The sequence below is a fragment of the Methylobacterium sp. NEAU K genome, assembly GCF_030700285.1.
GTDB lineage: Bacteria > Pseudomonadota > Alphaproteobacteria > Rhizobiales > Beijerinckiaceae > Methylobacterium.
The window spans coordinates 28,815-53,621 of the sequence record NZ_JAUYZJ010000027.1 but is presented as its reverse complement, the minus strand read 5'-3'; the positions used below and the strand labels follow the sequence as shown (position 1 = coordinate 53,621).

At 70.8% G+C, this 24,807-nt stretch carries 18 protein-coding genes and 1 pseudogene; 6 read left to right on the top strand and 13 right to left on the bottom strand.

Features of this window, described 5'->3' with window-relative positions; translation table 11 throughout:
- Positions 1-162: 162 nt before the first annotated feature.
- The 4 genes from Q8W67_RS19760 to Q8W67_RS19745 all read right to left on the bottom strand — a co-directional run bounded on the left by Q8W67_RS19760 (position 163) and on the right by Q8W67_RS19745 (position 5,325).
- On the bottom strand, positions 163-1,662 hold the full coding sequence (locus Q8W67_RS19760) for a carbohydrate porin (RefSeq protein WP_305548908.1): 1,500 nt from the start codon (positions 1,660-1,662) through the stop codon (positions 163-165).
- 70 nt (positions 1,663-1,732) lie between these two features.
- Entirely contained in the window at positions 1,733-2,668 is a 936-nt protein-coding gene (locus Q8W67_RS19755) for a Gfo/Idh/MocA family protein (protein WP_305548905.1), read from the bottom strand.
- Position 2,669: 1 nt separating this feature from the next.
- On the bottom strand, positions 2,670-3,650 hold the full coding sequence (araD1, locus tag Q8W67_RS19750) for an AraD1 family protein (RefSeq protein ID WP_305548902.1): 981 nt from the start codon (positions 3,648-3,650) through the stop codon (positions 2,670-2,672).
- Positions 3,651-3,717: 67 nt separating this feature from the next.
- On the bottom strand, positions 3,718-5,325 hold the full coding sequence (locus Q8W67_RS19745) for an aldehyde dehydrogenase (NADP(+)) (protein WP_305548899.1): 1,608 nt from the start codon (positions 5,323-5,325) through the stop codon (positions 3,718-3,720).
- A gap of 145 nt (positions 5,326-5,470) precedes the next feature.
- On the opposite strand from Q8W67_RS19745, the gene Q8W67_RS19740 reads away from it, so the two are divergent.
- On the top strand, positions 5,471-6,220 hold the full coding sequence (locus tag Q8W67_RS19740; RefSeq protein WP_305548895.1) for a FadR/GntR family transcriptional regulator: 750 nt from the start codon (positions 5,471-5,473) through the stop codon (positions 6,218-6,220).
- Between the two features lie 80 nt (positions 6,221-6,300).
- Here Q8W67_RS19740 and Q8W67_RS19735 read toward each other — a convergent pair whose 3' ends face one another.
- Positions 6,301-8,100, bottom strand: coding sequence for an IlvD/Edd family dehydratase (locus tag Q8W67_RS19735; RefSeq protein WP_305548892.1), 1,800 nt, complete (start codon positions 8,098-8,100; stop codon positions 6,301-6,303).
- On the bottom strand, positions 8,101-9,252 hold the full coding sequence (locus tag Q8W67_RS19730) for an aldose epimerase family protein (protein WP_305548889.1): 1,152 nt from the start codon (positions 9,250-9,252) through the stop codon (positions 8,101-8,103).
- 163 nt (positions 9,253-9,415) lie between these two features.
- Here Q8W67_RS19730 and Q8W67_RS19725 point away from each other — a divergent pair, with 163 nt between their 5' ends.
- Both Q8W67_RS19725 and Q8W67_RS19720 read left to right on the top strand, forming a co-directional pair.
- Positions 9,416-10,717, top strand: a complete 1,302-nt coding sequence (locus tag Q8W67_RS19725; RefSeq protein WP_305548886.1) for a sugar MFS transporter — start codon at positions 9,416-9,418, stop codon at positions 10,715-10,717.
- Between the two features lie 186 nt (positions 10,718-10,903).
- Positions 10,904-11,767 carry an SMP-30/gluconolactonase/LRE family protein gene (locus Q8W67_RS19720; protein WP_305548883.1) on the top strand — a complete coding sequence of 288 codons (864 nt, stop codon included), beginning with the start codon at positions 10,904-10,906 and terminating at the stop codon, positions 11,765-11,767.
- A 406-nt stretch (positions 11,768-12,173) separates the two neighbouring features.
- Here Q8W67_RS19720 and Q8W67_RS19715 read toward each other — a convergent pair whose 3' ends face one another.
- Entirely contained in the window at positions 12,174-12,395 is a 222-nt protein-coding gene (locus Q8W67_RS19715) for a hypothetical protein (RefSeq protein ID WP_305548880.1), read from the bottom strand.
- A gap of 1,044 nt (positions 12,396-13,439) precedes the next feature.
- Positions 13,440-13,592, bottom strand: a complete 153-nt coding sequence (locus Q8W67_RS19710) for a hypothetical protein (protein WP_305548877.1) — start codon at positions 13,590-13,592, stop codon at positions 13,440-13,442.
- Between the two features lie 600 nt (positions 13,593-14,192).
- Between Q8W67_RS19710 and Q8W67_RS19705 the strand changes: the two genes are divergently transcribed.
- The 3 genes from Q8W67_RS19705 to Q8W67_RS19695 all read left to right on the top strand — a co-directional run bounded on the left by Q8W67_RS19705 (position 14,193) and on the right by Q8W67_RS19695 (position 16,273).
- Positions 14,193-15,287, top strand: coding sequence for an acyltransferase (locus tag Q8W67_RS19705; RefSeq protein ID WP_305548874.1), 1,095 nt, complete (start codon positions 14,193-14,195; stop codon positions 15,285-15,287).
- A gap of 81 nt (positions 15,288-15,368) precedes the next feature.
- Complete coding sequence (locus Q8W67_RS19700) at positions 15,369-15,800, top strand: RNA polymerase sigma factor region1.1 domain-containing protein (RefSeq protein WP_305548871.1); 432 nt, start codon at positions 15,369-15,371, stop codon at positions 15,798-15,800.
- An 83-nt stretch (positions 15,801-15,883) separates the two neighbouring features.
- Positions 15,884-16,273: a phage holin family protein gene (locus tag Q8W67_RS19695; RefSeq protein ID WP_305548868.1), complete on the top strand. Its 390-nt coding sequence runs from the start codon at positions 15,884-15,886 to the stop codon at positions 16,271-16,273.
- Positions 16,274-16,352: 79 nt separating this feature from the next.
- Here Q8W67_RS19695 and Q8W67_RS19690 read toward each other — a convergent pair whose 3' ends face one another.
- The 5 genes and pseudogenes from Q8W67_RS19690 to Q8W67_RS19665 form a co-directional block, all read right to left on the bottom strand.
- Positions 16,353-18,071, bottom strand: coding sequence for a sensor histidine kinase (locus Q8W67_RS19690; protein ID WP_305548865.1), 1,719 nt, complete (start codon positions 18,069-18,071; stop codon positions 16,353-16,355).
- A 9-nt stretch (positions 18,072-18,080) separates the two neighbouring features.
- Positions 18,081-20,975: pseudogene (locus tag Q8W67_RS19680) on the bottom strand (PAS domain-containing protein); the annotation flags it as partial.
- A gap of 108 nt (positions 20,976-21,083) precedes the next feature.
- Positions 21,084-21,308 carry a hypothetical protein gene (locus Q8W67_RS19675; protein ID WP_305548862.1) on the bottom strand — a complete coding sequence of 75 codons (225 nt, stop codon included), beginning with the start codon at positions 21,306-21,308 and terminating at the stop codon, positions 21,084-21,086.
- An 877-nt stretch (positions 21,309-22,185) separates the two neighbouring features.
- A complete protein-coding gene (locus Q8W67_RS19670) occupies positions 22,186-23,007 on the bottom strand; it encodes an oxidoreductase (RefSeq protein ID WP_305548859.1) in 822 nt (273 codons plus the stop codon).
- 278 nt (positions 23,008-23,285) lie between these two features.
- Complete coding sequence (locus Q8W67_RS19665) at positions 23,286-24,746, bottom strand: MATE family efflux transporter (RefSeq protein WP_305548856.1); 1,461 nt, start codon at positions 24,744-24,746, stop codon at positions 23,286-23,288.
- Between the last annotated feature and the right edge of the window lie 61 nt (positions 24,747-24,807).

Below are 24,807 nucleotides of genomic sequence, written 5' to 3'. Positions count from 1 at the left end.
ATCGACACACCCAAAAATCTGGCGGACGGTCCCGGCTCATCCGGCCGTCAGGGCCGCCCCGGACGTCAAACGGCCGCGCGGACGACCCGCGCGGTCAGTCTCTCGTCAGCGGGCCATCCGCGAGCCCGCCGAACGCGGACGCGCGACGCCCCCTGCCCGGCCTCAGAGGCTCCCGGGTCCCTTGGCCAGGCCGGCGAGGGTGAACAGGTCGACAGACAGCTTCGCGCCGATCACGAAGGCGTTGGGGATCGGCTTCGGCCGCAACGGGAAGCGGGTCTGGTCCGGGTCGATCACGTATTGCAGGTTCGGCATCAGCCGCACCGCCGGGGTGACCTGGATGCCGTAGCTCAGTTCCAGGATGGTCTGCAGGGTCTCGACGGTGCGGCTGCTGAGCCCGTACGAGGCCCGAGCCGCCCGGATGTCGGCGGCGCCCAGGGGCGAGAGCTTCTCCATGGCGAACACGAAGCCGAGGGTGTCGTAGGGCCGGCCCGGGAAGGTGCCGGTCAGCACGGCGCCGCCCTCCAGGAAGTAATCCTGGCTCTGCCGTCCGCCGGTGCCGCCCATCGCGACTCCGAACAGGGACAGGCCCTGGACGCCGTTCGGATCCGGACGCCACACCAACTGGTCGAAGCGGGCATAGACCGCCGACCGGCCGAACCGGGTTAGCGGGTCGAGGTCGCTGAACACGCGGGCACTCCTGCGCACGTCGAGCACCGGATCCTTGTAGTCCGATTGGTCGAAGACCACGCCGACGCTGTAGGTGCGCGGCAGAAGGTCGTTGCCGGAGGTGGTCGAGTAGCCGACCTCGACCGGAATCAGGACGCCGGTGGCGCCATTGGTCGACCAGTCGATACCGTTCTGGGTCGGGAGCTGATCGCGGGGATTCACCTCATAGACGCCGGCATGCACGAACACCTTGTCGGTGACCCAGGCCTTGGCGTGGGCGCCCCAAGTGGCGATCGGCCAATAGGTGAAGTTGGTCAGCTTGAAGATGGATTTCGGTGCACCGCAGGTAACGTTGTTCTGAAAGTTGCAGTAGAGCGGCGAGCCAAGAAAGTTCGGATTAGCCAGTAGACGCCCAACTTCGATGTCGAGGCGGTTGTCGAGCAGCTTCTGCTCGTAGGACAGCATCGTGAGATGCGCGGTCTGGCCGCCGCCGTAGATCTCCTGCACGCTCCCGTCGAAGCCGATGGCGTCCTGCGCCAGGCTGCGGCCGTGGCGCTGGGTCACGATGGTGTGCACCGAGCCGCCGTCGATCCCGGCGAGCCGGCCGAGATCGGCGTCGAGGCCGAACGCGATCTGGCCGGCATAGGCCGACCCCTGGCGGATGCCGCCGGACGGATTGGCGGCGAACTCGCCGGTGTAGTTCAGGAACATGCTGATCCCGTTGCCGAGGTCGAGCGCGCCCGGCGCCACCGCGGGCGGCGTCGCACTGCTGCCCTGCAGGTCGATCGAGGCCGCCGCGCTATCGGCCCCGGCGTAGCTCCTGGCCTCGTTCGCGACGCGCCGCTGCATCTTGCGGCTCGCGCGGGCGTCGAGCTTGCGCGGCGCCGGCGCCGTGAGAGCGGCCTCCGGTGTCGCGTCCTGAGCCTCGGCTCGGCCGCAGGCCGATACCGTGAGCGCGCAGAGCGCGCATGCCGCCCAGCGTGACTGCATTCCCATGATGACTCCCCCGCAGACGCGCGGCCCTGATCGGCTCTGTCGCGTTCGTTCCCGCTCGGGATCCTCCCGGTCAGTCCGTGAAGGCCTCCACCGTGCGGCGCTCGCCGCGCATGAAGGCATCGGCGATGTGGATCAGCGGATTCAGGTCGACGTCGCTCGCGCCGGAGCGGATGAGAGCGGCGAAACGGTCGTAGAGGCCGCGGTACTCGGCCTCCGGCGGCAGAGGCTGCAGGCGGTCGCCGATCGTGAGGGCGCCACCGCCCTCCGACAGGACCAGCGGGCCGTCTTCGGTATCGACGCGGATGTCCCAGGTCTGCGGGCCGGTCTGGCGCCAGTCGAACACGGCCCGGATCGGGGTGCCGGCGGCGTCGGAGAAGTGCAGGTCGGCGGCGATCGGCGCCTGCCGGTTCTCCGGGACCGACAGGGTCGCGCCGGTCAGGAAGAAGGGCGGCAGGATGTGCGTGGCGATCGACAGGGCGTTGATCCCCGGATCGAACACGCCCATGCCGCCGGCTTCCCAGATCCAGCCCTGGCCCGGGTGCCAGTGCCGCACGTCTTCCATCCAGGCGATCGTGACCGTCCGGATCCGGCGGCCGGACAACCAGCGGCGCGCGTGCTCGACCCCGGGGGCGTAGCGGGAGTGCCAGCTGGCGAACAGGCTCACGCCCTTCGCCCGCGCGGCTTCGACGAGGACCCCGACCTCCGCGAGGGTCGCTCCCGGGGGCTTCTCCAGGAAGACGTGGAGGCCGGCCTCGATCGCCGCCTGGGCGGCGGCGAAGCGCGCCTGCGGCGGCTGGCACAGGGCGATCGCGTCCAGGTCGCGATGCCGCGCGATCATCTCCGCCAGCGTTCGGTGGTTCGGGACGCCCTCGTGGCGACCATCGCGGCTCGCCACGGCCGTCAGGGCGAAGTCCGGCGAGGCGCCGATGACCGGCAGATGCTGGTCGCGGGCGATCTTGCCGACGCCCACCAGTCCGATGCGGATCGTCCCGTCCGAAGCCGCCACCTCAGAGCACCGTCACGGCCGGGTCCAGGGCGGGCGCGACCGCCAGCGGATTGCGCAGCGGCAGGGAGAAGGGGGCCGCTTCGATCTCGAACACGTCGCCGGGGCGTGCCGTGACGCCGTCGCTGAACGACAGGGTCGCGGTCCCGAAGAAGTGGACATGCACGTCGCCGGGGCGGCGGAACTGGGCGTACTTGAAGTGGTGCCGCTCCAGGTTCTCGATGGTGTGGGACATGTTCGCCTCACCCGAGAGGAACGGCTTCTCCCACAGCACGGCGCCGTCGCGCAGGATGCGGCTGGTGCCGCGCACGTCCGGCGGCAACGCGCCGAGCCACAGTTCCGGGCCGAGCGCCGCCGGGCGCAGCTTCGAGTGGGCGAGCCACAGGTAGTTGCCCCGCTCGGTCACGTGGTCGGAGAACTCGTTGGCCAGCGCGAAGCCCAGGCGCACCGGCGTGCCGGCCGCGTCGATCAGGTAGATGCCGGCGAGTTCCGGCTCCTCGCCGCCGTCGAGGGCGAAGGCGGGCGACAGCAGCGGCTCGCCGGTGCCGACCACCGCGCCGCCATCGCCCTTGTAGAACCACTCGGGCTGGACCCCGGTCTCGCCGGGGCCAGGCTTGCCCCCCTCGACGCCCATCCGGAACATCCGCATCGAATCGGTCGGGGCCGGGTCGGCCGCTGCGGCCCGGTGCATCCGGTCGCGCCCCTCCGCGGAGCCGAAATGCGTCAGGCCGGTGCCGCTGAGCAGCAGGTGCGCGGGATCCGCGTGATCGACCGGGGGCAGCAGGCGCACGGCATCGAGGTCGACAGGCGCGCCGAGTCCGGCCCGAGCCGCCGTCTCGGCCAGCCCGTCCCCCATGGCCAGGGCTTGCCGCGCCAGATCCAGGACGCTGCGCATGCCGACCACGGTCCGCGCCGCACCGTCCGCCAGCATCGCGATGCCACGCTGCCCGTCGGGCGCGCGGAATTGTAGGAGTGAGGGCCCCATATTCGTCCTCCCAGGGTCGGTCTTCGCCGGCCCGGCGCGAAATCCTGTGGCGCCGCGCGGCGGCGCGTCAGCGGCCGAAGGCCGGGCTGAGGGTCCCGTCGATCCGGCGGGTGAGATGCCAGGGATTGTCCGGGCGCAGCGGCTGCGGCAGGAGCGCATCGGGCAGGTCCTGGTAGCAGACCGGGCGCAGGAACCGCTCGATCGCCAGGGTGCCGACCGACGTGGTGCGGCCATCCGACGTCGCCGGGAACGGGCCGCCATGCACCATCGCGGGGGCCACCTCCACGCCGGTGGGCCAGCCATTGGCCAGGATGCGGCCGGCCTTGCGGGCGAGGACCGGGACCAGGCCGGCGGCGAGGCGCTCGTCCGCGCGATCGAGGTGCAGCGTCGCGGTGAGCTGACCCGGCAGCGCGGCGACGATGCGGGCGACCTCTGCCGCGTCGGCGGCCGCCACCAGGATCGCCGCGGGACCGAACATCTCGTCGGTGAGCGCCGGATCCGCCAGGAACCGCGCCCCGGCGGTGCGCAGCAGGATTGCGGGGGCGCCCCCGGGCCCCGTCGCCTCCCCGTGCGCCACCGTCACGACCCCCGGGCGGGCCGCCATCTCGGCGACGCTGCGCTCGAACCGGACGCGTATGTCGGCGGTCAGCATCGCGTGCGGCGCACTCTCCCGAATCGCCGCCGCGGCGGTCTCCGCGAAGGCGTCGAGTTCGGGGCCCGCGATCCCGATCAGCAGGCCGGGATTGGTGCAGAACTGCCCCGCCCCCAGCGTCAGGGACCGGACGAAGCCGGCGGCCAGTGCCGTGCCCCGCGTCCGAAGGGCGCCGGGCAGGAGCAGCACGGGATTGACCGCGCTCATCTCGGCATAGACCGGGATCGGCTCGGCGCGGCCTGCCGCCACCCGCATCAGCGCGAGCCCGCCTCCGCGCGAGCCCGTGAAGCCCACCGCCTTGATTCGCGGATCGGCGACCAGCGCCGTCCCCAGGGCGTTCGACGGCCCAGGCAGGTAGGAGAAAACGCCCGCGTGCAGGTCGCAGGCGGCCACCGCAGCCCGCACCGCCCGCGCCACCATCTCGCCCGTCCCCGGATGGGCGGGGTGTCCCTTCACCACCACCGGGCAGCCGGCCGCCAGCGCCGAGGCGGTGTCGCCGCCGGCGACCGAGAAGGCGAGCGGGAAGTTGCTGGCGCCGAACACCGCCACCGGACCGAGGGCGACGTGTCGGCGGCGCAGATCGGAGCGCGGCAGGGGCACGCGCTTGGGCTGCGCCGGATCGATCGTGGCCTGCACCCAGTCGCCCGTGCGGACGAGGGCGGCGAACAGGCGGATTTGGCCGATGGTTCGGGCGCGCTCGCCCTCGAGCCGCGCGCGCGGCAGCCCGGTCTCGGCCATCGCCCGCTCGATCAGAGGGGCGCCGAGTTCGGCTACGGCCTCTGCCACCGAATCCAGGAACCGGGCCCGCGCCTCGGGGTTCGTTTCCGAGAAGCTCGGGAAGGCCGCTTCCGCCAAGGCACAAGCGGCCTCGACGTGGTCCGACCCCGCGGACGAGAATACCGGCTCCAGCGCCGCTCCGCTCGCGGGATCCACGGCCCGGAAGGTCTCGGCCGTCATCGCATCTCCGGCGCCGATCAGGACGGCGCCCCGGACCTCGCCGTATGCGTTGGTCTGTTTACTCATACAATTAAGCTAGATCAGTTTATCATCGCGCGCAAGCGTGGCGGGCCCGCGCTCCCTGCAGGTGTTGACGCTTGCGCTCCTACAACTTCCAGGTACGGTTACGATGATCCTGCCCCGTCCCGGTGGCGCGGACTGGAGGTTGCAGTTGAGGCAGGAGCACGGGCACGAGGACATCAGGCTTCCGCTCGCCTCAGGCTCGCGCCGGATCCACGGTTCGGTCGCGCGAGACCTGGGCGTCGCGATACTGGGCGGCCGGTATGCTCCGGGGGATGTACTGCCCGGCGAGATCGAGTTCTCGGAGCAGCTCAAGGTCTCGCGCACCGCCTATCGCGAGGCGATTCGCATCCTGAGCGCCAAGGGCCTCGTCGAGAGCCGGCCCCGCACCGGGACGCGCGTCACCCAGCGCAGCCGCTGGAACCTGCTCGATCCCGACATTCTCGCCTGGGCGTTCGAGGCCGAGCCGAGCGAAGCGTTCATCCGCGACCTGTTCGAGCTGCGGATGATCGTCGAGCCGGCCGCGGCGGCCCTGGCGGCCCTGGCGGCCGAGCGGCGCTCGGGCCTCGACATCGCCCGGATGGGCCACGCGCTGGAGGAGATGGGCCGTCACGGCCTCGCCACCGAGGCCGGCCGGGCCGCCGACCAGGCCTTCCACAACACGATCCTGGAGGCGGCGCGCAACGCGCCGCTGATGGCCCTCTCGAGTTCCATCGCCGCCGCCGTCACGTGGACCACGATCTTCAAGCAGCGGCGCAGTGCCCTCCCCCGCGATCCGATGCCCGATCATCGCACCCTGTACGAGGCGATCGTGGCCGGGGACCCGGCGGCGGCGCGGGCGGCGATGACCGAACTCGTCCGCCTCGCTCTCGCCGATACAGAGCTCTCGCTCAAGGCGTGAGCCTGGCCGCCGCTGCGGCGGCGGACGTCCGCCGGAACCCATGGATCCCGACCCTCTGTCGCGATCCATGAGACCTGGTGTCAGTGGTTGTCGCGCGGGACACCGCTGGTCTGGGCGATGCGCTGGAAGCGCTCGGACCCTTCCAGAATCGCTCCGGTTTGCATCTGACCCACCGCCGCGCGCTGCATCGCCTGCCACGGGGTTTGGGACGCCGGATAGGGATAGCCGCCGGCCTCCTCCAGAGCCCTCCGCCGGCGCGCGATCTCGTCCGCGGCGACCAGCATGTCGGCGGTGCCGCGCTTCAGGTCGATCCGCACCCGGTCGCCGGTGCGCAGCAGCGCGAGGCCGCCGCCGACCGCCGCCTCGGGGGAGGCGTTGAGGATCGAGGGCGAGGCCGAGGTGCCGGACTGGCGCCCGTCGCCCAGGCAGGGCAGCGCGTGCACGCCAGCGCGGATCAGGGAGGCGGGCGGCCGCATGTTCACCACCTCGGCCGCGCCGGGATAGCCCACCGGGCCGGCGCCCCGCATGATCAGGATTGTGGTCTCGTCGATGTCCAGCGCCGGGTCGTCGATGCGGCGGTGGTAGTCCTCCGGCCCGTCGAACACCACGGCCCGGCCCTCGAAGGCATCCGGATCCTGGGGGTTCGAGAGGTAGCGCGCCCGGAACGCCTCGCTGATCACGCTGGTCTTCATGACCGCCGCCTCGAACAGGTTGCCGCGCAGCACCAGGAAGCCCGCGGCCTCTTTCAGGGGCCGCTCGATCGGGCGGATCACCGCCTCGTCCTCGATGGTCGCGCCGCGGCAATTGTCGCCGATGGTGCGCCCGTTCACCGTCAGGGCGCCCTCGTGGAGCAGCCCGCGCCGCATCAGCTGCGCGGCCACCGCCGGGAGGCCGCCCGCGCGGTAATAATCTTCGCCGAGGTATTCGCCCGCCGGTTGCAGGTTGACGAGGAGCGGCACGTCGAGGCCGTGGGTCTGCCAGTCGGCGATGTCGAGTTCGACCCCCGCATGGCGGGCAAGCGCGGCCAGGTGGATCGGGGCGTTGGTCGAGCCGCCGATCGCTGAGTTGAGCACGATCGCGTTGAGGAAGGCCTCCCGGGTCAGGATGTCGGAGGGCTTCAGGTCCTCGGCCACCATCGCGACGATGCGCTTGCCGGTGCGGTAGGCGACCTCCTGGCGGTCCCGGTAGGGCGCCGGGATCGCCGCGGAGCCCGGCAGCATCATGCCGAGCGCCTCTGCGAGCGCGTTCATCGTCGTCGCCGTGCCCATGGTGTTGCAGTAGCCGGTCGAGGGGGCGGACGAGGTCACGAGCTTGATGAAGCCCGCGTGGTCGATTTCCCCCGCGGCCAGCATCTCCCGGGCCCGCCAGACGATGGTGCCGGAGCCCGTGCGCTGCCCCTTGTACCAGCCGTTGAGCATCGGCCCCACCGACAGGGCGATGGCCGGGATGTTCACGGTGGCGGCCGCCATCAGGCAGGCCGGGGTGGTCTTGTCGCAGCCCGTCGTCAGGACCACCCCGTCGAGGGGGTAGCCGTACAGGAGCTCGACGAGGCCGAGATAGGCGAGGTTGCGGTCGAGCCCGGCGGTCGGCCGCTTGCCCGTCTCCTGGATCGGATGGACCGGGAATTCGAGGGCGATGCCGCCCGCCTCGCGGATGCCCTCGCGGACACGCTCCGCGAGGACGAGGTGGTGCCGATTGCACGGTGACAGGTCGGAGCCGGTCTGGGCGATGCCGATGATCGGCTTGCCCGAACGCAGCTCCTCCAGGCTCAGGCCGAAGTTCAGGTATCGCTCGAGGTAGAGCGCCGTCATGTCGATATTGTCGGGGTTGTCGAACCAGGCGCGGGAGCGCAGGGGCCGTGCGATCGGGCAATCGGTCATCTATTTATGGGTCCGGTGGTCGGGGCTGGTCGAAAAGCGGTAGGCGATCACGTTCCGGTAGGTGGCGCCGGGATCGAGCCGGGCCGAGCCGAAGGCCGGCTGGTTCGGGGTGTCTGGGAACAGCTCGGGCTCGAGCGCCAGGGCGTCCGACTGCCGGTAGGCGAGGCCGGACTTGCCCACCGCGGTCCCGTCGAGGAAGTTGCCCGCGTAGAACTGCACGCCCGGCTGGTTGCTGGCGACCTCCAGGACCCGGCCGGATTCGGGATCCTCGACCCGTGCCGCGAGGTGCGTCTCGGCCGTGGGGACGTTGGTCACGACCCAGTTGTGGTCGTAGCCGCGCCCGCGCACGATCTGGAGGTCGCGCCCGTCGCGGATGCGCGCACCGATCACCCTTGGCGTGCGGAAGTCGAAGGGCGTGCCCGCCACGGCGACTTGCTCCCCGGTGGGGATCAGCGTCGCGTCGACCGGGGTATAGCGCTCGGCCGGGATGGTCAGGACGTTGTCCAGGATCGACCGGCCCGACCCCTCGCCCGCCAGGTTGAAGAAGCTGTGGTTGGTCAGGTTGACGATCGTCGGCTTGTCGGTGGTGGCCCGGTAGGCAACCGTGAGCGTGTTCGTGTCGTCCAGCGTGTAGGTGGCGGTCACCGTCAGCGTGCCGGGATAGCCCTCCTCGCCGTCCGGGCTGACGTAGCGCAGGCTGACCGACGGGGTCGCTCCGCCCTTCACCTCGGTGATCGTCCAGAGCTTCTTGTCGAAGCCGGCCGTGCCACCGTGCAGGCTGTTGGATCCGTCATTCGTGGCGAGCGTATAGGCGTGGCCGTCGAGGCTGAAGCGGCCGGCGCGAATGCGGTTGCCGTAGCGCCCGATGCTCGCCCCGAAATATTTGGGCTTGGCGAGGTAGCCGGCGAGATCGTTGTAGCCGAGCACCACGTCGGCGGTCTTGCCGGCGCGGTCCGGCACCTCGAGGGTCCGCAGGATCGCCCCCCACGAGATCACCCGGGCGATGACGCCCTTGCCGTTGGCCAGGGTCACCTCTTCGACCTTGCTGCCGTCCGGCAGAGTGCCGAACACGGTCCGGCCCGGCTCGGCCGCCTGGGCGGCCGCCGGGATCGCCGCACAGGCGCACAGCGCCACCGATACCACGCCCCGCATGTACTTCCCCCCTCGCTATCCTGAGGCCGCCCGTCCTGCCGATCGTGCGCAGGTCCTCGACGGGAAGCCGCGGTTGACGCCCGCGACTCCGATATATACTCAGACAAATCAAATGCACAACAAGGCGCTCCGACAAGGCGGCCGCGACCGGAGGAAACGAGTGATGGCAGGACCGATCGTGCACTTCGGGCCGCCCGCGGCGCTGGCGGAGACAGACCCGCGCACCGTGGGCGGCTTCCGCCTGGCGCTGTCGCTGCTCGCGAGCCTGTTCTTCATGTGGGGCTTCATCACGGTCATCAACAACACGCTGCTGCCCCACCTCAGGAGCGTGTTCGACCTCAGCTATACGCAGACCACGCTGATCGAATCGGTCTGGTTCATCGCGTATTTCGTGGCCTCGATCCCTGCGGCGAAGCTGATCGAGCGCGTCGGCTACCAGCGCGCGCTGGTGGTGGGCCTCGGCATCATGGCGCTGGGCACGCTCGGCATGGTCCTGGCCTCGCACCAGGTCTCCTATGCGATCACCCTCACCGCCCTGTTCGTGATCGCGAGCGGCATCACCCTGCTCCAGGTCGCCGCCAACCCCTACGTGGCGGTGGTCGGCCCGGCGGAGAGCGCCCCGGCGCGGCTCAACCTCGTCCAGGCCTTCAACTCGCTCGGCACGACCCTGGCGCCGCTGTTCGGAGGCTACCTGATCCTCGGCCGCTCCGCCTCGGGCAACGTGGCCGCCGGGGCCGTCCTGAGCCCGGCCGAGCGGCTGGCCGACGCGCAGTCGGTGCAGCTGCCCTATATGATCGCGGCGGCGATCCTCCTGGGGCTGGCCGTGGTGATCGCCCGCTTCCCGCTGCCCGCCATGGGCGGCGCCGCGCGGGTCGCCAAGTCCGAGCGCGCCGGCCTGTCGCTCTGGCGCCACCGCAACCTCGTGCTCGGCGTGCCGGCGATCTTCATCTACCTGATCGCCGAGATCGGGGTGTCGAACCTGTTCATCAACTTCGTCTCGCAGCCCGAGATCGGCAACCTGACGCACGCGCAGGCCTCGCGCTACCTGTTCCTGCTCTGGGGCGGGATGATGGTGGGCCGCTTCGCCGGCAGCTACCTGATGCGGGTGCGGTCGGCCGAGACCGTCCTGGCCGGGGCCGCCATCGCCGCCTGCGCGGTGATGCTGGTGGCGAGCTTCGCCACGGGTCCGCTGGCGATGTGGGCGCTGATCTCGGTGGGGCTGTTCCACGCGATCATGTTCCCGACGATCTTCACCCTGGGCATCCGCGGGCTGGGGCCGCTGACCGAGGAGGGGGCGGGGCTGCTGATCATGGCGATCGCGGGCGGCTCCCTCGTGGTGGTCCAGGGCTGGGCCGCCGACCGGTTCGGCCTCCAGCATTCCTTCCTGATCACGTCCGCCTGCGAGCTCTACGTCCTGGCCTACGCGGTCTGGGGCAGCCGGCTGGGCCGGGGCGCGGTCAGCTGAGCAAACGCGCGTCGCCCCCTCGCGGCCTTGATCCGACGCGGGGTGCACGGAGCTGCACGGCCTGTCCCCGCACTCTGTCAGGCCGGCTCCGGGCGCCCGCCCCTGTCCGGCTCGCCCGACCGGCGACCTCTTCGATGCGTAGCGCGCGGCGGGCCGCGACCCGTCGCTGGAAGGATGGGCGATCCCATGGAGGCACAGGTCCGCATCATCGCCCGCACCGAGCGCGACCGGCTCGGCGAGGGCCCGGTCTGGGTGCCGGAGCGGGGCCGGCTGTTCTGGGTCGACATCGAGGCGCCGGCCCTGCGCTGGCTCGACCTCGCGACCGGCCGGACCGGCACGCGCCCGTTCCCGGAGCCGCTCGGCTGGATCATCCCTCGGGCCGGCCGCCCCGACTTCGTGGTCGGCCTGAAGAGCGGCTTCGCGGTCTTCGACCTGGAGGCCGACCGCCTCGCGCCGATCGGCGATCCGGAGCCCGACCATCCGGACAACCGCCTGAACGACGCCAAGGTCGACCGTGCCGGCCGGATCTGGGCCGGGAGCATGCACCACGGCGAGGCGGCCGTCTCGGGCGCCCTGCACCGGCTCGATCCCGACCTGACCTGGCGGCGGATGGACGGCGATTACGGGGTCGCGAACGGGCCGACCTTCAGCCTGGATGGCCGGATCCTCTACCACAGCGACAGCGCAGCCCGGACCGTCTTCGCCTTCGACCTCGCCGATGACGGCACCCTGGCGGGGAAGCGCGACTTCCTGCGCTTCCCCGATTCCTGGGGCTGGCCCGACGGAATGACCACCGACGCCGAGGGCTGCCTCTGGATCGCTCATTGGGGGGCGGGCCGGATCAGCCGCCTGGATCCGGACGGGCGCCTCATGCGGGCGATCCCGCTGCCGGCCACGAACGTCACCAGCTGCGCCTTCGCGGGGGCGGGGCTTGACCGCCTGTTCGTCACGTCGGCGTCGCGGGGCGCCGCGCATGAGCCGTCCGCGGGCGCCCTGTTCGAGCTCGATGTCGGGGTGCCGGGCCTGCCGCCGCGCGCCTTCGGAGGCTGACACGCGGCGAGCCTCCGCGGCATGCCCGTCGGATCGAGCCCGGTTCGCGCGGGCCGCACCTGGAGGAGTTCGGGGGGGGACGGCTCGGCGATGGACTCTGTTTGAGGCCGACGGCGCTGCCTGAGCGCCGCCCGGACGACGGTGATCCGTTTCGGATGTGGTGTCACGGCGAGCCGGCCACGTCGCCGTCCGTTCCAGGCGCCGCGATCGGATGGGCGTGCGGGTTCGGCTCCCGGCGGCCCGCGGCCTTTCGAGGACCGCGTCCGATCGCATGATCGTGTGCGCGCCTCATCTGGATGGGGGATGCGCCGGTTCCGTACGGCGTTTACGGTCGAGCCTTCTCCGAGCCGAGATCACCTTCAGCCCGCCCGGCGCCTGCCGCGGCGGGTTCTTTCTTCCGGCGCTGCTATGTCCCGATCGGCAGCCGACCGACCAGGAACCCGGCCCCGTCGCGCACAACGAGCATCCAAGGATCATCGGACTCGGTCACGCCCACGTGGTCCGCCATCTCCTCGATCACGCTGCGCGCCTCCGCCAGAGCCTCCTCCCGGCTCCCTGCCTCGACGCCCACTTCGTCGCGGATCCGCTCCCGGCTGTTCTCGACATCGAAGTAAAAGCGCTCGGGCACCGAGATCCCCTCTGGTGGGGCCCTCTTGAGGGCGCGTTAAACTCCCTACGTAGTCCTGGGCGCTATAGCGACGACAGCGCGGTATAATAAACCTTAACGCATCTAAAAGTTGAATTGGTCGGGCGCGTTGCAATAATGCCGAGATTCCGGCTGGGCGATCCACTATAGGTGCTGGTGATCGCCCTCCCAACCACGTCCCCGTGGCCCGAAGAGGTGGCGCTCCTGATCCGGGGCACATGCCATGTCGACCGCCGATAAGCCGCCCGCCGCGAAGAGCGCGGACAAAAATTCAAAGAACAAAGAAATTCTTCGCGCTCATATTAGAGGCATTATTTCAAAAATTGGGACACTACCAATACCGAAAGAACAGTCGCGCTGATTCCGGCGCCGCAATACGTCCTTGGGCGAAGAGTATGGCGGGCAGGCTCCGCACCCGTCCCACCTTTTGCGTAGCCGGACTCTTCAAAAAGCGTGTTTTCCTGGGGTCGTGTCCCAGGCGGTGGTGTCGCTGAAGGGGGATCGCGAACCGGCGTGCGGGACGGTCTCGAGCGCATCTGGGAACGGCGACGGCGCCTTTTCGTTGATGGGGTCATGCCGGCTTAGGCCGGCCCGTCGCGATTTGAGAGTGCTATGACCAGCCGAACCCTTCAATCCGCCCTTCTTGCCCTGGCGCTCGTGGCCGGCAGCGCCGGGATGGCCGCCGCGCAGTCCACACCGAACGGGAATACCTCGACGGCCGGTGCACCGGCTGGAGACAACAGCACTGGCAACGGTGCGACCGGCAGCGGCGCCGCCCCCAGCGGTAGCGGCAAGTAGCCTCTGGCCCGCACTTTGCGGAAGGTTTGCCCGGCTCGTCGATGAGACCGCGAGTCGACTGGCGACGCGCTCCTGACGGGGCGCGTCGTCCTTTTTGAATCCTGGGTCGCCTCTCCCGGCAGCGTAGGCCAGGCAGAGGTTTCACGGCGCCGCCGATCGGCGGGTCTCGCAAGTCGCTTCGGCTTCCGGGCTTCCTTGCAGGTGCGGCAGACGGTCCAGGCGCTGCCGTCAGTGCAGCCGCCAGACCCGCGGGTTCGTCGCGACCACGGCCAAGACATAGAACGCCACACCGAAGGGCGTACCGTAGGCGATCACGACGGTGCCGATCCCGATCCATGCCGCCAGCAGTGCGGCCATCAATACCAGCGCCACCGGGTTCACGGTCGTCTCCCTCAGTTCGCGCCGTCAGGATCCCCACGGTGATGCTGATAGCCGTGCCCTGCAAGCCAGTTCCGCAGTGCATGCCGCACCGCCTCCGGCCGTGTCAGCGAGCGTCCGGCGATGGATTGCTCGTGCGCGATGTAGCGGTCGACTCCGCCTAGAAGTTCTGGGGGTAGCCGGAGCGTGATCGGCTGGGCGTCGACCCGGGGCCGACCGCCCTTATACTTTGCTGTTTCCGACATCGGCAACCTCACGTAGGTTGATAATGTCAAAAACTCTCGGTCCGAACAAGTGACGGTGCCGCTGGATCGCACTGCTAAGCAGTATCAAGCATTCCAGTCGTGCTTATCCGATCCTGATTTTCCGGCGTGTTGAGCCGCCCTTCGCTGCGGTGGTGCGGGCCCGTGCACGCCCTTTTCACAGGGGGAACTGGCCAGACAGGCCACGGCACGATCTGGGTGGGTCGATCGTCGCGAGCCACCCCTGTGACGACCCGACATGTGCCGCACGAAGGCCGGCGGGTGTTGCCCCGGCGTCCTTGTCTTCGCCCGCCGTTTCCCCGCCCCTGGAATCGTCTGAGGGATCACGAGGCGGGCGCAGGTGTCGCAGCAGGTGGGGGCACGCGACACGGTTGCGAACAATTTCGGCTCGCTGCGCCTTCTGTTCGCGGTCCTGGTGATTCTTTCGCACGCGCCCGAACTCGTGGACGGCAATCGTTCGCGCGAATGGCTCACGCAAGCCTTCGGTACGATGTCGCTGGGCGAGATCGCGGTCGACGGCTTCTTCCTGGTCAGCGGCTACCTGATCACCGCGAGCTACCGCGCCAAGCGGTCGTTCTCCGACTACCTGATGCGCCGGGTAGTGCGGATCTATCCGGCCTTCGTGGTGGCGTCCCTCGTGTGCATCGCCGTGGTCGCCCCCCTGGGCGGGGGCGACGTCGCGGCGGCCTCGCTCCCGGAGACTTTGCTGCGGCTGTCGCTGCTGCTCATGCCGGTGGTTCCGGGCGCGTTCGAGGGGCTGCCCTACCCCCTGCTCAACGGCGCGATGTGGACGATCCCCTGCGAGTTCGGCTGCTACCTGCTGCTGGGCCTGGTCGGCACCGCGCGGGCCCTGCGGCGGCGGCGGCGCTACCTCGTCCTTCTGGCCGGGCTCGGAGGTTTGCTCGCCCTGCGCTGGCTGTACCTGCCGGTGGGCGCCCCGGGCGACGGGCTCGGCTCCCTGTCGGAGATGATCCGCCTCACCTTCGTGTTCTGCTGCGGGGGCGCATTCCGGCTGTTCGGCGACCGGATCACCTACACCGGTCGCGGCGCCGGCCTCGCCGCCCTGCTGCTCCTGCCGCTGATGTTCAGCCGGCCGCTGGCCGAGCCGGCCTTCGCGATCCTCGGCGGCTATCTGGTCTTCTGGTTCGCCTTCGCGGTGCGCCCCAACGCCCTCAGCCGCGGCACGGCGCGGATCGATCCCTCGTACGGGCTCTATCTCTACGCCTGGCCTGTGCAGAACCTGCTGGTCGCCCGGATGCCGGGGATCTCGCCCTGGATGGTCGCGGCCCTCGCCCTGGCGGCCGCCATCCCGCTGGGGATCCTGAGCTGGACCCTGATCGAGAAGCCGTTTCTCCTGCGCCGGCCGGGCGCGTACGGTGCCGGGGACCGGGTTGCGGGCGACGCGCTGGCGGGCGAGCCGGCGCTCAGCCCGTAGCGCACCGGTAACCACCCCGGGCCTCGGGGGTTCTCGAACGGAGCGCCGGCCGCACGGACGGCGCGGCGACGGGAGCGCGCGATGTCGCAGATGATCGATCGCGGAACGTTGGACCGGCTGATCGCCCTCGGCCGGGCCCGGGGGGAACTCACGGCGGTCGACCTTCAGGCCGCGCTGCCGGTCGACCGCATGGAGGTCGACGCCCTCGTGCTGGTGATGCTGGAACTCGAGGCGGCGGGCGTGAGCGTCGAGCCGGAGGCCTTCGGGCCGCCCGCGGACCGGCGGGTCCCGGGCGCGCTGACCCTCCCGGAGCCGAGCCCCGGGTCGCCGCCGCCGATCCGGCCTGCGGGAGAAGCCGGCGCCCCGGCCTTCGCGGCGTCCGACCCCGCAGGGATCCGGCCCAAGGCCGCACCGGAGCGGGACCCGGAGGACCGCGCGGGGGTCACCCGGGCCGTCGCCCTGGCGGGCCTCGCCACCCTGCTCGTTCTCGGCGCCGTGCTGCTGATGCTGTGAGAGGCGGAGCGGAACGCTTCGGCACCCGCTCCGTTGGCCTCGGCCCCTGCCGACCAAGTGATCCAAGAGGACAATCCCGGACCATGCGCCAACGCGCCGACGGAACCCTGGCCCTGCTCGTCGCGGCCCTGCGCGAGAGCGCGGCGCACGTGGAGGCGCTGCTGACCCTGGCGCGGAGCGAGCTCGACGGCAACGTCCGTGCCCTCGTGTCGCTGATCGCGATCGTCGGCACGATTCCCGTGCTGTTGATCGTCACCTTCTTCCTCGGGCTCGACGCGGTGGTGAAGCTGCTCGCCGTGCCGTTCGGCTCCGAGGCGCCGGCGGCCCTGATCGTGGCCGCGCCGTTCATCGCCGTGGCACTCGTGCTCGGCTGGGTCGGCGCCCGCCGGATGGCGCTGTCGAACCTCGAGCCGTGGCGGACCTGGCGGCAGGTGAAGCGCGACGGTCGGGCCGTGGCGCCGACCGAAGCCTGAGGCGGATCGGCGGAACCCGGGTTTCCGGCCTCCGACGACGAGAGTTCGCGCCTGCTGCCGTTCCCGGGCCGGGGGCGCCCTATTGCGTCGGCGCGAGCATCGCGCTGAGGCGCGGATCCAGCGGCACGTCGAGGTCGCAGCGCAGGCCTTCGGCCTCGAAGGCGAGGTCGACGGTTCCGGCGAGTTCGCGCCGCACGCCGCCAGCGATCAACCGCGTCCCGAAGCCGGCCCGGGCCGGCTCCCGGACCGGCGGACCGCCACTCTCCTGCCAGGTGAGCCGCAGGCGCCGCGTCCCCTCCCCGGTCATGGCCAGCGACCACGAGACCCGCACGCGCCCCTCCGGAACCGAGAGCGCGCCGTATTTGGCGGCATTCGTGGTCAGCTCGTGGAGCGTCATGCCGAGCGCCAGCACATGTCGCGGCGACAGTGATACGTCGGGCCCGTCGAGGTCGATATGGTCGGCGCTCCTGCGGTAGGGTCTCAGCTCGCTCTCCAGCATCTCGCTCAAGGAGGCTCCGCTCCAGTCCTCGCGGGTCAGGAGATCGTGGGTTTTCGAAAGCGCCAGGATCCGGGCCTCCAGACCGCCCTCGGAGCCGCGGGACTGGCGCGCCAGCGCCTGAACGGTGGCTAGCGTGTTCTTCACCCGGTGGTTCAACTCGTGCAGCATCGTGACCTGCTGCTGCTGGAGCGCCCGCCCACGGTGGATCTCCGCGTGCAGATCGTCGGCGTTGCGCTGGAGCGTGCCCGCCATGGCGTCGAGCTTGCGCCCGAGGCGGCCGAACTCCGTCGTGCCGTGAAGGCCCGTGCGGGCGGTGAGGTCGCCCGCCTGCCAGGCGGCGGCCGTCCGAAGCAGGCGATCGATCGGGCGTCGGATGAACACCCGTCCGGCCATCAGCGCCGCCGCCAGCGCCAGCATGGCGCCCAGCGCGATCAGCACCAGCCCGCGGCGGGTGGCGGCGTCGATATCCGCGAAGGCCGCCGCGCTGTCGCGCCCGACCACCACGCGCATGCCCGAGAGCGGGCCGCCCGGCGTGGCGGTGGCGATGATCCGCGCCCGGCCTTCGAGGCCCTCGGCGACCCGGACCTCGCCGTCCCGGGCTGCCAGCAGGGCGACGCGCTCGGGCGGGACCAGCCTGCCGAGCCAGGCCGCCCCGTCCGGGCGCCGCGCGATGATGCGGCCGTCGCTGTCCATCACCGTGATGGCGGTCTCCGTCTGGTGCACCGCCTGCTCGAGGTGGTCGGACAGCCAGTCGAGGTCGACGGCGGCCAAGAGGATTCCCGTCGCAGGGACGTCCGTCGCGGCACCGTCCGCCTCGTCCCCGCCGCCCACGACCCGGGCGAAGTGGATCGACGGCCGCTTCGACACGATGCCCAGCGCATAGCCGCCGACCGCGAAGCCGGCTGCCTCCCGGGCCCGGCGGTGATACGCGCGCGCCCCGCTCGAATAGGATCCCGCCGCCGAGCCGGCGCTGTCGCAGATCACGGTGCCGTCAGGATTCGTGAGGGCGAGCAGGATCACGTGCGGCAGCCGCGCGGCGGAACGCTGCAAATAGGCGGCGCAGGCGGAGGGGTCGCGGGCCCGCACGGACGGGTCACCGGAGATGAGGTCGAGGGCCTGCCGCATCCGCTCGGAGAGCTGGGACAGGTCCTCGGTCACGCCCCGGACGGTGGCGAGCGTGTCGGCACGCACCGCCGCGTTGCGGCTCGTCCGCAGGTCGACCTCGTTGTAGCCCTGGATCGCCAGAGCCGGGACGAGCGCGAGCAGCACCAGCAGCAGGATGCGCGTTGTGAGCGACATGGGCGGTCAGTCGATGCCGGCGATCATCTCGCGCACCCGCGCGGCCAGCGCCTCCACGGGGAACGGCTTGGTGATCATGCGCATCCCGGGTTCGAGATGGCCGTTGCCGAAGGTCGCGTTCTCGGCATAGCCGGTGATGAACAGCACCTTCAGGTCGGGCCGGTGCAGGCGGGCGGCGTCGACCATCTGCCGGCCGTTGAGGCCGCCGGGCAATCCGACATCGCTGATCAGCAGGTCGATCCGGCCCGGCCCGCGCAGCAGGGCGAGGCCGGCGCCGGCATCCGCGGCCTGGAGCGCGGTGTATCCGAGGTCGCCCAGAACCTCGACGATCAGATCGCGCACCACCGGCTCGTCCTCCACCACGAGCACGGTGTCGCCGCGCTCGGCCCGGTGCATGTCGGTCAGACCCGACGCCACCGTCTCGGGCGGCACGCCGCCGCGGTGGCGCGGCAGATAGAGCTTGACCGTCGTGCCGCAACCCAGCTCCGAGTAGATCCGGACGTGGCCTTCCGACTGCTTGACGAAGCCGTAGATCATCGACAGGCCGAGGCCCGTGCCCTGGCCGAGGGGCTTGGTGGTGAAGAACGGGTCGAAGGCCCGGGCGACGATCTCCGGGCGCATGCCGGTCCCGGTATCGCTGACGCTGACGCAGACGTACTGGCCCTCGTTCACCCCCGCGTGTTGCCGGGCGTAGGCGCGGTCGAGATGGGTGTTGCCGGTCTCGATCACGAGGCGGCCGCCCTCGGGCATCGCGTCCCGGGCATTGATGGCGAGGTTGAGCAGCGCGTTCTCGAGCTGGTGCTGGTCGCAGAGCGTCAGCCACAGGCCGCCCGCGGTGACGAGCTCGAGCTGCACCCGCTCGCCGAGCGTGCGCCGCAGGAGGTCCTCCATGCCGGTGACCAGCGGGTTGGCGGCGGTCGGCTGCGGCTCCAGGGGCTGGCGCCGGGCGAAGGCGAGGGGGCGGTGGGTCAGCGCCGAGGCGCGGTTGGCCGACGACAGGGCCGCGCGGGCGTAGCGCTCGATCGCGTCGGTTCGTCCCTGCTGGATCCGGGTCTGCATCAGGTCGAGGGAGCCGACGATGCCGGTCAGCAGGTTGTTGAAGTCGTGGGCGATGCCGCCGGTGAGCTGGCCGATCGCCTCCATCTTCTGCGCCTGCAGCAGCTGCTCCTCGGCGCTGCGCTGCTCGGTGAGGTCCCGCCCGACGACGTAGAACAGCCCGGTGCCGGGATCCGGCACCGCCGTCCACATCACCGCCCTGCGCTCGCCCGCCCGGGTCAGGACGCGGTCGAGGAAGCCGGTCACCGTCTCGCCGGCCGCGAGGCGGGACACGACGTCGGCCGTCTCGGCGTGGTCGGCCGGATCGATGAAATCCAGGAACGCGCGGTCGAGCAGGTCCGCCTCGCTCCAGCCGAGCATGCGCGTCCAGGCCGGATTGACGCTCTTGAGGAAGCCGTCGAGGCCCGCCGTGCCCATCAGGTCGTTGGTGGTCTCCCACAGCCGGTCCCGCTCGCGGGTGCGCTGCGTGACCTCGGAGAGGAGCGCGGCTTCTGCCTGCTTGCGGTCGGTGATGTCCTGCACGAAGACATGGAACCCGTCGACCGCGCCGTCGGCGCCGCGCCGCGGCAGGTAGCGCACCTCGGCCTCGCGGTGACGCCCGTCCTGACGGGGCCAGGCGAGCTCGAACAGGACGGCCTCGCCGGCGCGCGCGCGCTCGACATAGGGGCGCCGTGCCTCGTAGCCCGGCGGGCTCATCAGATCGCGCACGTCCCGGCCCACGATCTCCGAGGCCGGGCGGAAAACCAGTCCTGGTACGCCGCATTGGCGAAGCGGTAGATGTAGTCCCGGTCGATGAAGGCGATGAGAACCGGCAGCGCGTCGGTGACGAGGCGCAGCTCGCGCTCGTTGGCCTCCGCGCGCAGCTCGGCGGCCTCGTGGTCGGTGACGTCGCGTACCGCCCCGACGAAGCGGACGGCGCGCCCCTGGCCGTCGCGCTCGAACGCGCCGCGGCGGGCGATCCAGCGCTCCGCGCCGTCATCCGCGCGCCGGATCCGGTAGGCGGCGTCCTGTTCGGTCAGGCCGGCGTCCCGGTCGGCCCGGCGGGTAATGATCCCGGCATCGTCCGGGATGACGAGGCGGGCGACCGCCTCGACCGGCACCGTTTCCCGTTCGGGCAGTCCGTACAGGCGGAAGAAGTGCGGCGTGGCGTGGATGACGTCGTCGGCGATGTCGATGGAGAACACGCCGACGCCGCCGGCCTCCTGCGCCCGACGCAGCCGGATCTCGGAGGCGCGGAGCGCCGCCTCGGCCCGGGCCTGGGCGCCGATCTCGGCGTTGACGCCGAACCAGCGTGCTACCCGGCCGGTGGCGTCCCGCAGCGGCACGATCCGCGTGAGGAACGGCCGGAAAACACCGTCGGCCCCGCGCAGGGGAAAGACCATCTCGAACGGCTCGCCGGTGGCGATCGAGGCGGCCCAGACCGCCATCACCCTCGGCAGCGCGACGGGATCGTGGACGCTCTGCCAGCCCCAGCCCGCCATCGTGGCATGCGTGGTGCCGCAATAGTCGAGCCAGCGCCTGTTGTACCAGTAGAGATAGCCGTCGCTCCGGGCGAGCCAGCACAGGCTCGGGAGGTGGTCGGCGAGCCGGCGGAACTCGGCATCGTCGATCCGCTCTGGGTCGGGCTCGGGCAGGACCGCGTCGATCCGCGCAGGCTTGTGCCAGAACTCGCGGCTGAAGGCGGTCTCGTCCTGCGTCGTCGCCTCGGCCGCGCTCCCCGCGCCGGTCGCGGCGCGCAGGCGGCCCACTTCGTCCTCGAGTGCGCGGTTGCGACGGCGAAGCTCTTCCGTCTCGTCCGCACTCATGGCGCGCGGACGGCGCAGCATCGCCCGGAGGCGGTCTGCGCACCGCCGGGAGCGGGATCGAAGGCTGTGCGCCGGCTCATCCCGGGCTTTTTGCAGAACCGGCCTGCGCTTGCCAGCCCGCCGGGGGGACCGACCCGTGGACCGGATCGCCTCAGTGGTCGCGCCCGCGCGCGCCGCCCGCAGCGGGGCGCAGGTGCAGGAAGCTGCGCTCCCCGGTGGCCGCCTCCGCCACATGCTGGATCGTGTCGAGCAGATCGGCCACCGCCTGCGGCGCGACGGGACGGAACTGGGCCTTGGGCTCGACCCAGCGCTTCAGCGTGCGTCCTGCGGCGATCTGCGCCTCGCTCAGCGCGTCGAAATCCCGGCGTCGGGTCATGGCTCAGCCCTCAGTCAGGAACCTTCGCGCCCGCATGGTTGATGAAAGGTTAACACGCGCTCACGCGAGGACGCAGAATCGGCTCGGGGAATCCGCCCCACGGGGCGGAGTGGAGTTTCTGCCTGACCGCGGCCAGGACGGCGGGGGATCAGGAGTGACGCTGAGCAAGCGACAGCGCCGGAACCATCTTCCGGCCTTCGAGGCGAAGGTGGTACTGGCGGCCCTGCGGGGCGCGAAGGTCGTGTCCCCAGTGGTGGTGTAGCTGAGAGGTGGTCATCGGCGGTTGCGGGGTCGGGTTGCGACGACCAACCCTGAACCCGATAGACCCCCGATGACGGGCCTTCGCAGCGTCATGGCAATGTCGCGGACCGCCCCTCGAGGCGCATGGTCCGAACCGGGCAGTTCCGAGATCCAAGCAACGCGGACAAGGGGACGGCGCTTCGATCCGCCCGCTTCCGCAGCGACCTGCGGACCGCGTTGCGACGCCGGCTAAGTCATTGACTTAATTGGCGCGCCAGTCTCAAGAAAAATGCGGACACCTATGTTATTGAGGTAGCGCGGTAATTTCAATGGCTCTGCCGCTACCCCGGCACGTCACGGTCAATGTGACCCCTAACAAGCCGCAACGCGTCCTACGAAACCGGACGTTCCGCAATGCGCCCTTCTCGGTCATGAAACGACCTTCGCAAGCGTCCCCAAACCGGACATCGGTCCGGCGCTCTTCACCTTAGCCTGTGCTTTCGACAGAGCCGGCCACGGCTACGGGCCGCAGGCCAACCCCGGTTTCCGGAGCGCCTGCGGCTGTATAACGGTCCACGGTTCACCGAGCGTGGTCGTCTGTGCCCAGCAACACCGGCTGTGATGGGCTTTCAGCGAATTACGGCAGCTGAGGAAGACGCATCTCCTTGCGGAAACTCTTGTCGAAAGCGCCCGCCGGAACGAACCTGCGCAGGAAGCTGACTTGGCGCGCCCTGGATCCGGCGGTGTAACGGCGCTTGGGCGTCGACGCCGTGGCGGCCTGGATGACGACCTGCGCCACGACTTCGGGCGCATCCGCGCTCTTCATGGCCTCGCTCAGGAAACGGTCGCGCCCGGCGCGTTCAACGTCGTAGACGTCGAGCGGCGCGTCGGACCGGACGAGGTTCTGGTCGAACGCCGTGCGCGTGAAGGCGGGCTCGACGAGCATCACCCGAACGCCCTGGCCGCGAACCTCGTGGTCCAGCGACTCGGAGTAGCCTTCGACCGCATGCTTGCTCGCGCCGTAGAGCGCCATGTAGGGCGCCGGGATCAGCCCCATGACAGAGCTGATGTTGACGATGCGACCGCCCTTCTGAGCCCGCATGATGGGTAGGACGGCGCGGGTCGTGCGGATGATCCCGAAGACGTTGACGTCGAACATGGCCTGGGCCTGCGCGATGGAAGATTCCTCCGCAGCTCCGCTGATGCCGAAGCCGGCATTGTTGACCAAGAGGTCGATCCGACCCGTCTCACCGAAGACCGTCTTGATCATGTCGGCGACGGACGCGTCGTCGGTGACGTCGCAGGTGAGCATCCTGATATCGGCGACCGCGGCGGCGGGCGACTTCCGGCTCGTCCCGAACACACGGTATCCGGCAGCCCGCAGGGCCTTGGCGGTTTCGAGGCCGATGCCGGAGGCCGCTCCGGTCACGACGGCAGTCTTGCTGGACGTCTGGTTCACGATGCTCTCCTTCCGAGCGGCCGGCGTGCGGCCAACCGACGCTTATAAATTACGAACGTAATATATAATGGCAAGCCACGGATCGCACTTTGGCGGGTGTCCGGTGCGCTGGAGCACCGGAAAGCACCACCGCCCAACGAAAGCCCCTCGATGGAGCAAGGCCGCCCGATCGGTCAGAGAACCATTCCGCCCCGCAGGCGCAGAGCATCATCCCGGACGCCGACGGCAAGGCCGGGCGGGCAGAACACGGTCCTCATCGCTCTCTCGGCGCCAAGGGGTCACGACGCCGGCCGTCGGGCCGCGAGGGCCGGTGCCGGTTCGGGCATCCCGGCGCGGTGTTCCAGACCGCCGCCCGCCGCGAGGGCGTCCCGCGCTCCGGCTCCTTGGGGCGCAGCCTCGGCCCGAAACAGTCTTCCCGTGACAAAGGCCGTCGCGTTGACGAGGCCCATGGTGAGGAATCCGGCCGAGAGGGCCGCGAACATCCCCGGGAGCCCGAGTCCGAGGGCTGCCGCCATCCAGGCGCCGCCGAGCGCCACGCCCATCCGGAGGAGGCTCGCGGTCAGCGGCCAGCCGACGCGGCCTGCGCCCTGGGCCGCGAAGTACAGGGCGAGGCCGGCGCCGAAGAACCCGTAGAACGGTCCCACGATGCGGAGATAGGAGGAGCCGGTTGCCACCATGGCCGGATCGCCCCCGAACAGCCCGAGCCAGCCCGCTGGATGCAGGGCGGCCGCCAGGCCGATGGCTTCTGTCAGGACGCCCGCCACGATGGCGCCGGTCAGCGCGGCCTGACGGGCGCGTGCCTGCATGCCGGCGCCCAGAGCGGTGCCCACGATGGCGGCGATGGGCGAGCCGAGCCCGAACACGAGGGGGACCAGCAGGTATTCCAGCCGCGCGCCGGTTCCGTACCCGGCCACAGCGGCCGGCCCCGCCACCCCGACGAAGCCGGTCGCGGCGATGACCGTGACGTTCGAGGTCATGCTGGCGATGCCGGAGAGCAGGCCGACGCGCAGGATCTCGCGGGACGGCGCCCAGGCGAGCCGCGGGAGACGCCGGCTCGGGTGCAGGACGCCGCGGCCGGACCAGAGGTAGGTGGCGAAGACGGCGGTGCCGACGGCGTAGTAGATCGCGAAGGCGACGCCGCCGCCTACGATCCCGAGCCGGGGGAGCGGACCCCAGCCGAAGATCAGCGCGGGCGAGAGCGGGATCAACACGAGCGCCCCGGCGCAGGTGACGCCGGCCGGGAGCGCCATGTTGCCGGTGCCGCGGATCACCGCCGCCAGCGCGTTGAACAGCCAGATCAGGATGGCCGCGCCGAACACGACGGTCGCATAGGCCGTCGCCGCCTGGAGCGAGCCCCCGGCGCCCCCCATCGCGGCGTAGAGGCGCGGCCCCAGAGGCAGGGCGAGGAGGCTGGTCACGATACCCAGTCCGAGACCGATGGCGGCGGCGTGCCAAGCGAGAAGTCCGGCATCCACCCGCCGGCCGGTGCCGAGGGTGCGCGAGACCGCCGACTGGATGCCGCCGCCCAGGCCGCCGGCGGACAGCATCTGGACGAGCATGACCAACGGGAAGACGAGGGCCATGCCGGCCAGGGCATCGGTGCCGAGTTCCGCGACGAAGTAGGTCTCGATCAGGCCGATGGAGGTCTGGACGACCATCACCACGACGTTCGGCCCGGCCAGCCGGGCCAGGGTCGGCACGAGGGGCGCTTCGAGCAGGCGACGCGTTCGGATGTCCATGGCAGAGCCCTCACGGCGTCACGGGTTTCAGCGCGGGCACGGCGGCCGATACGCTCCCGGC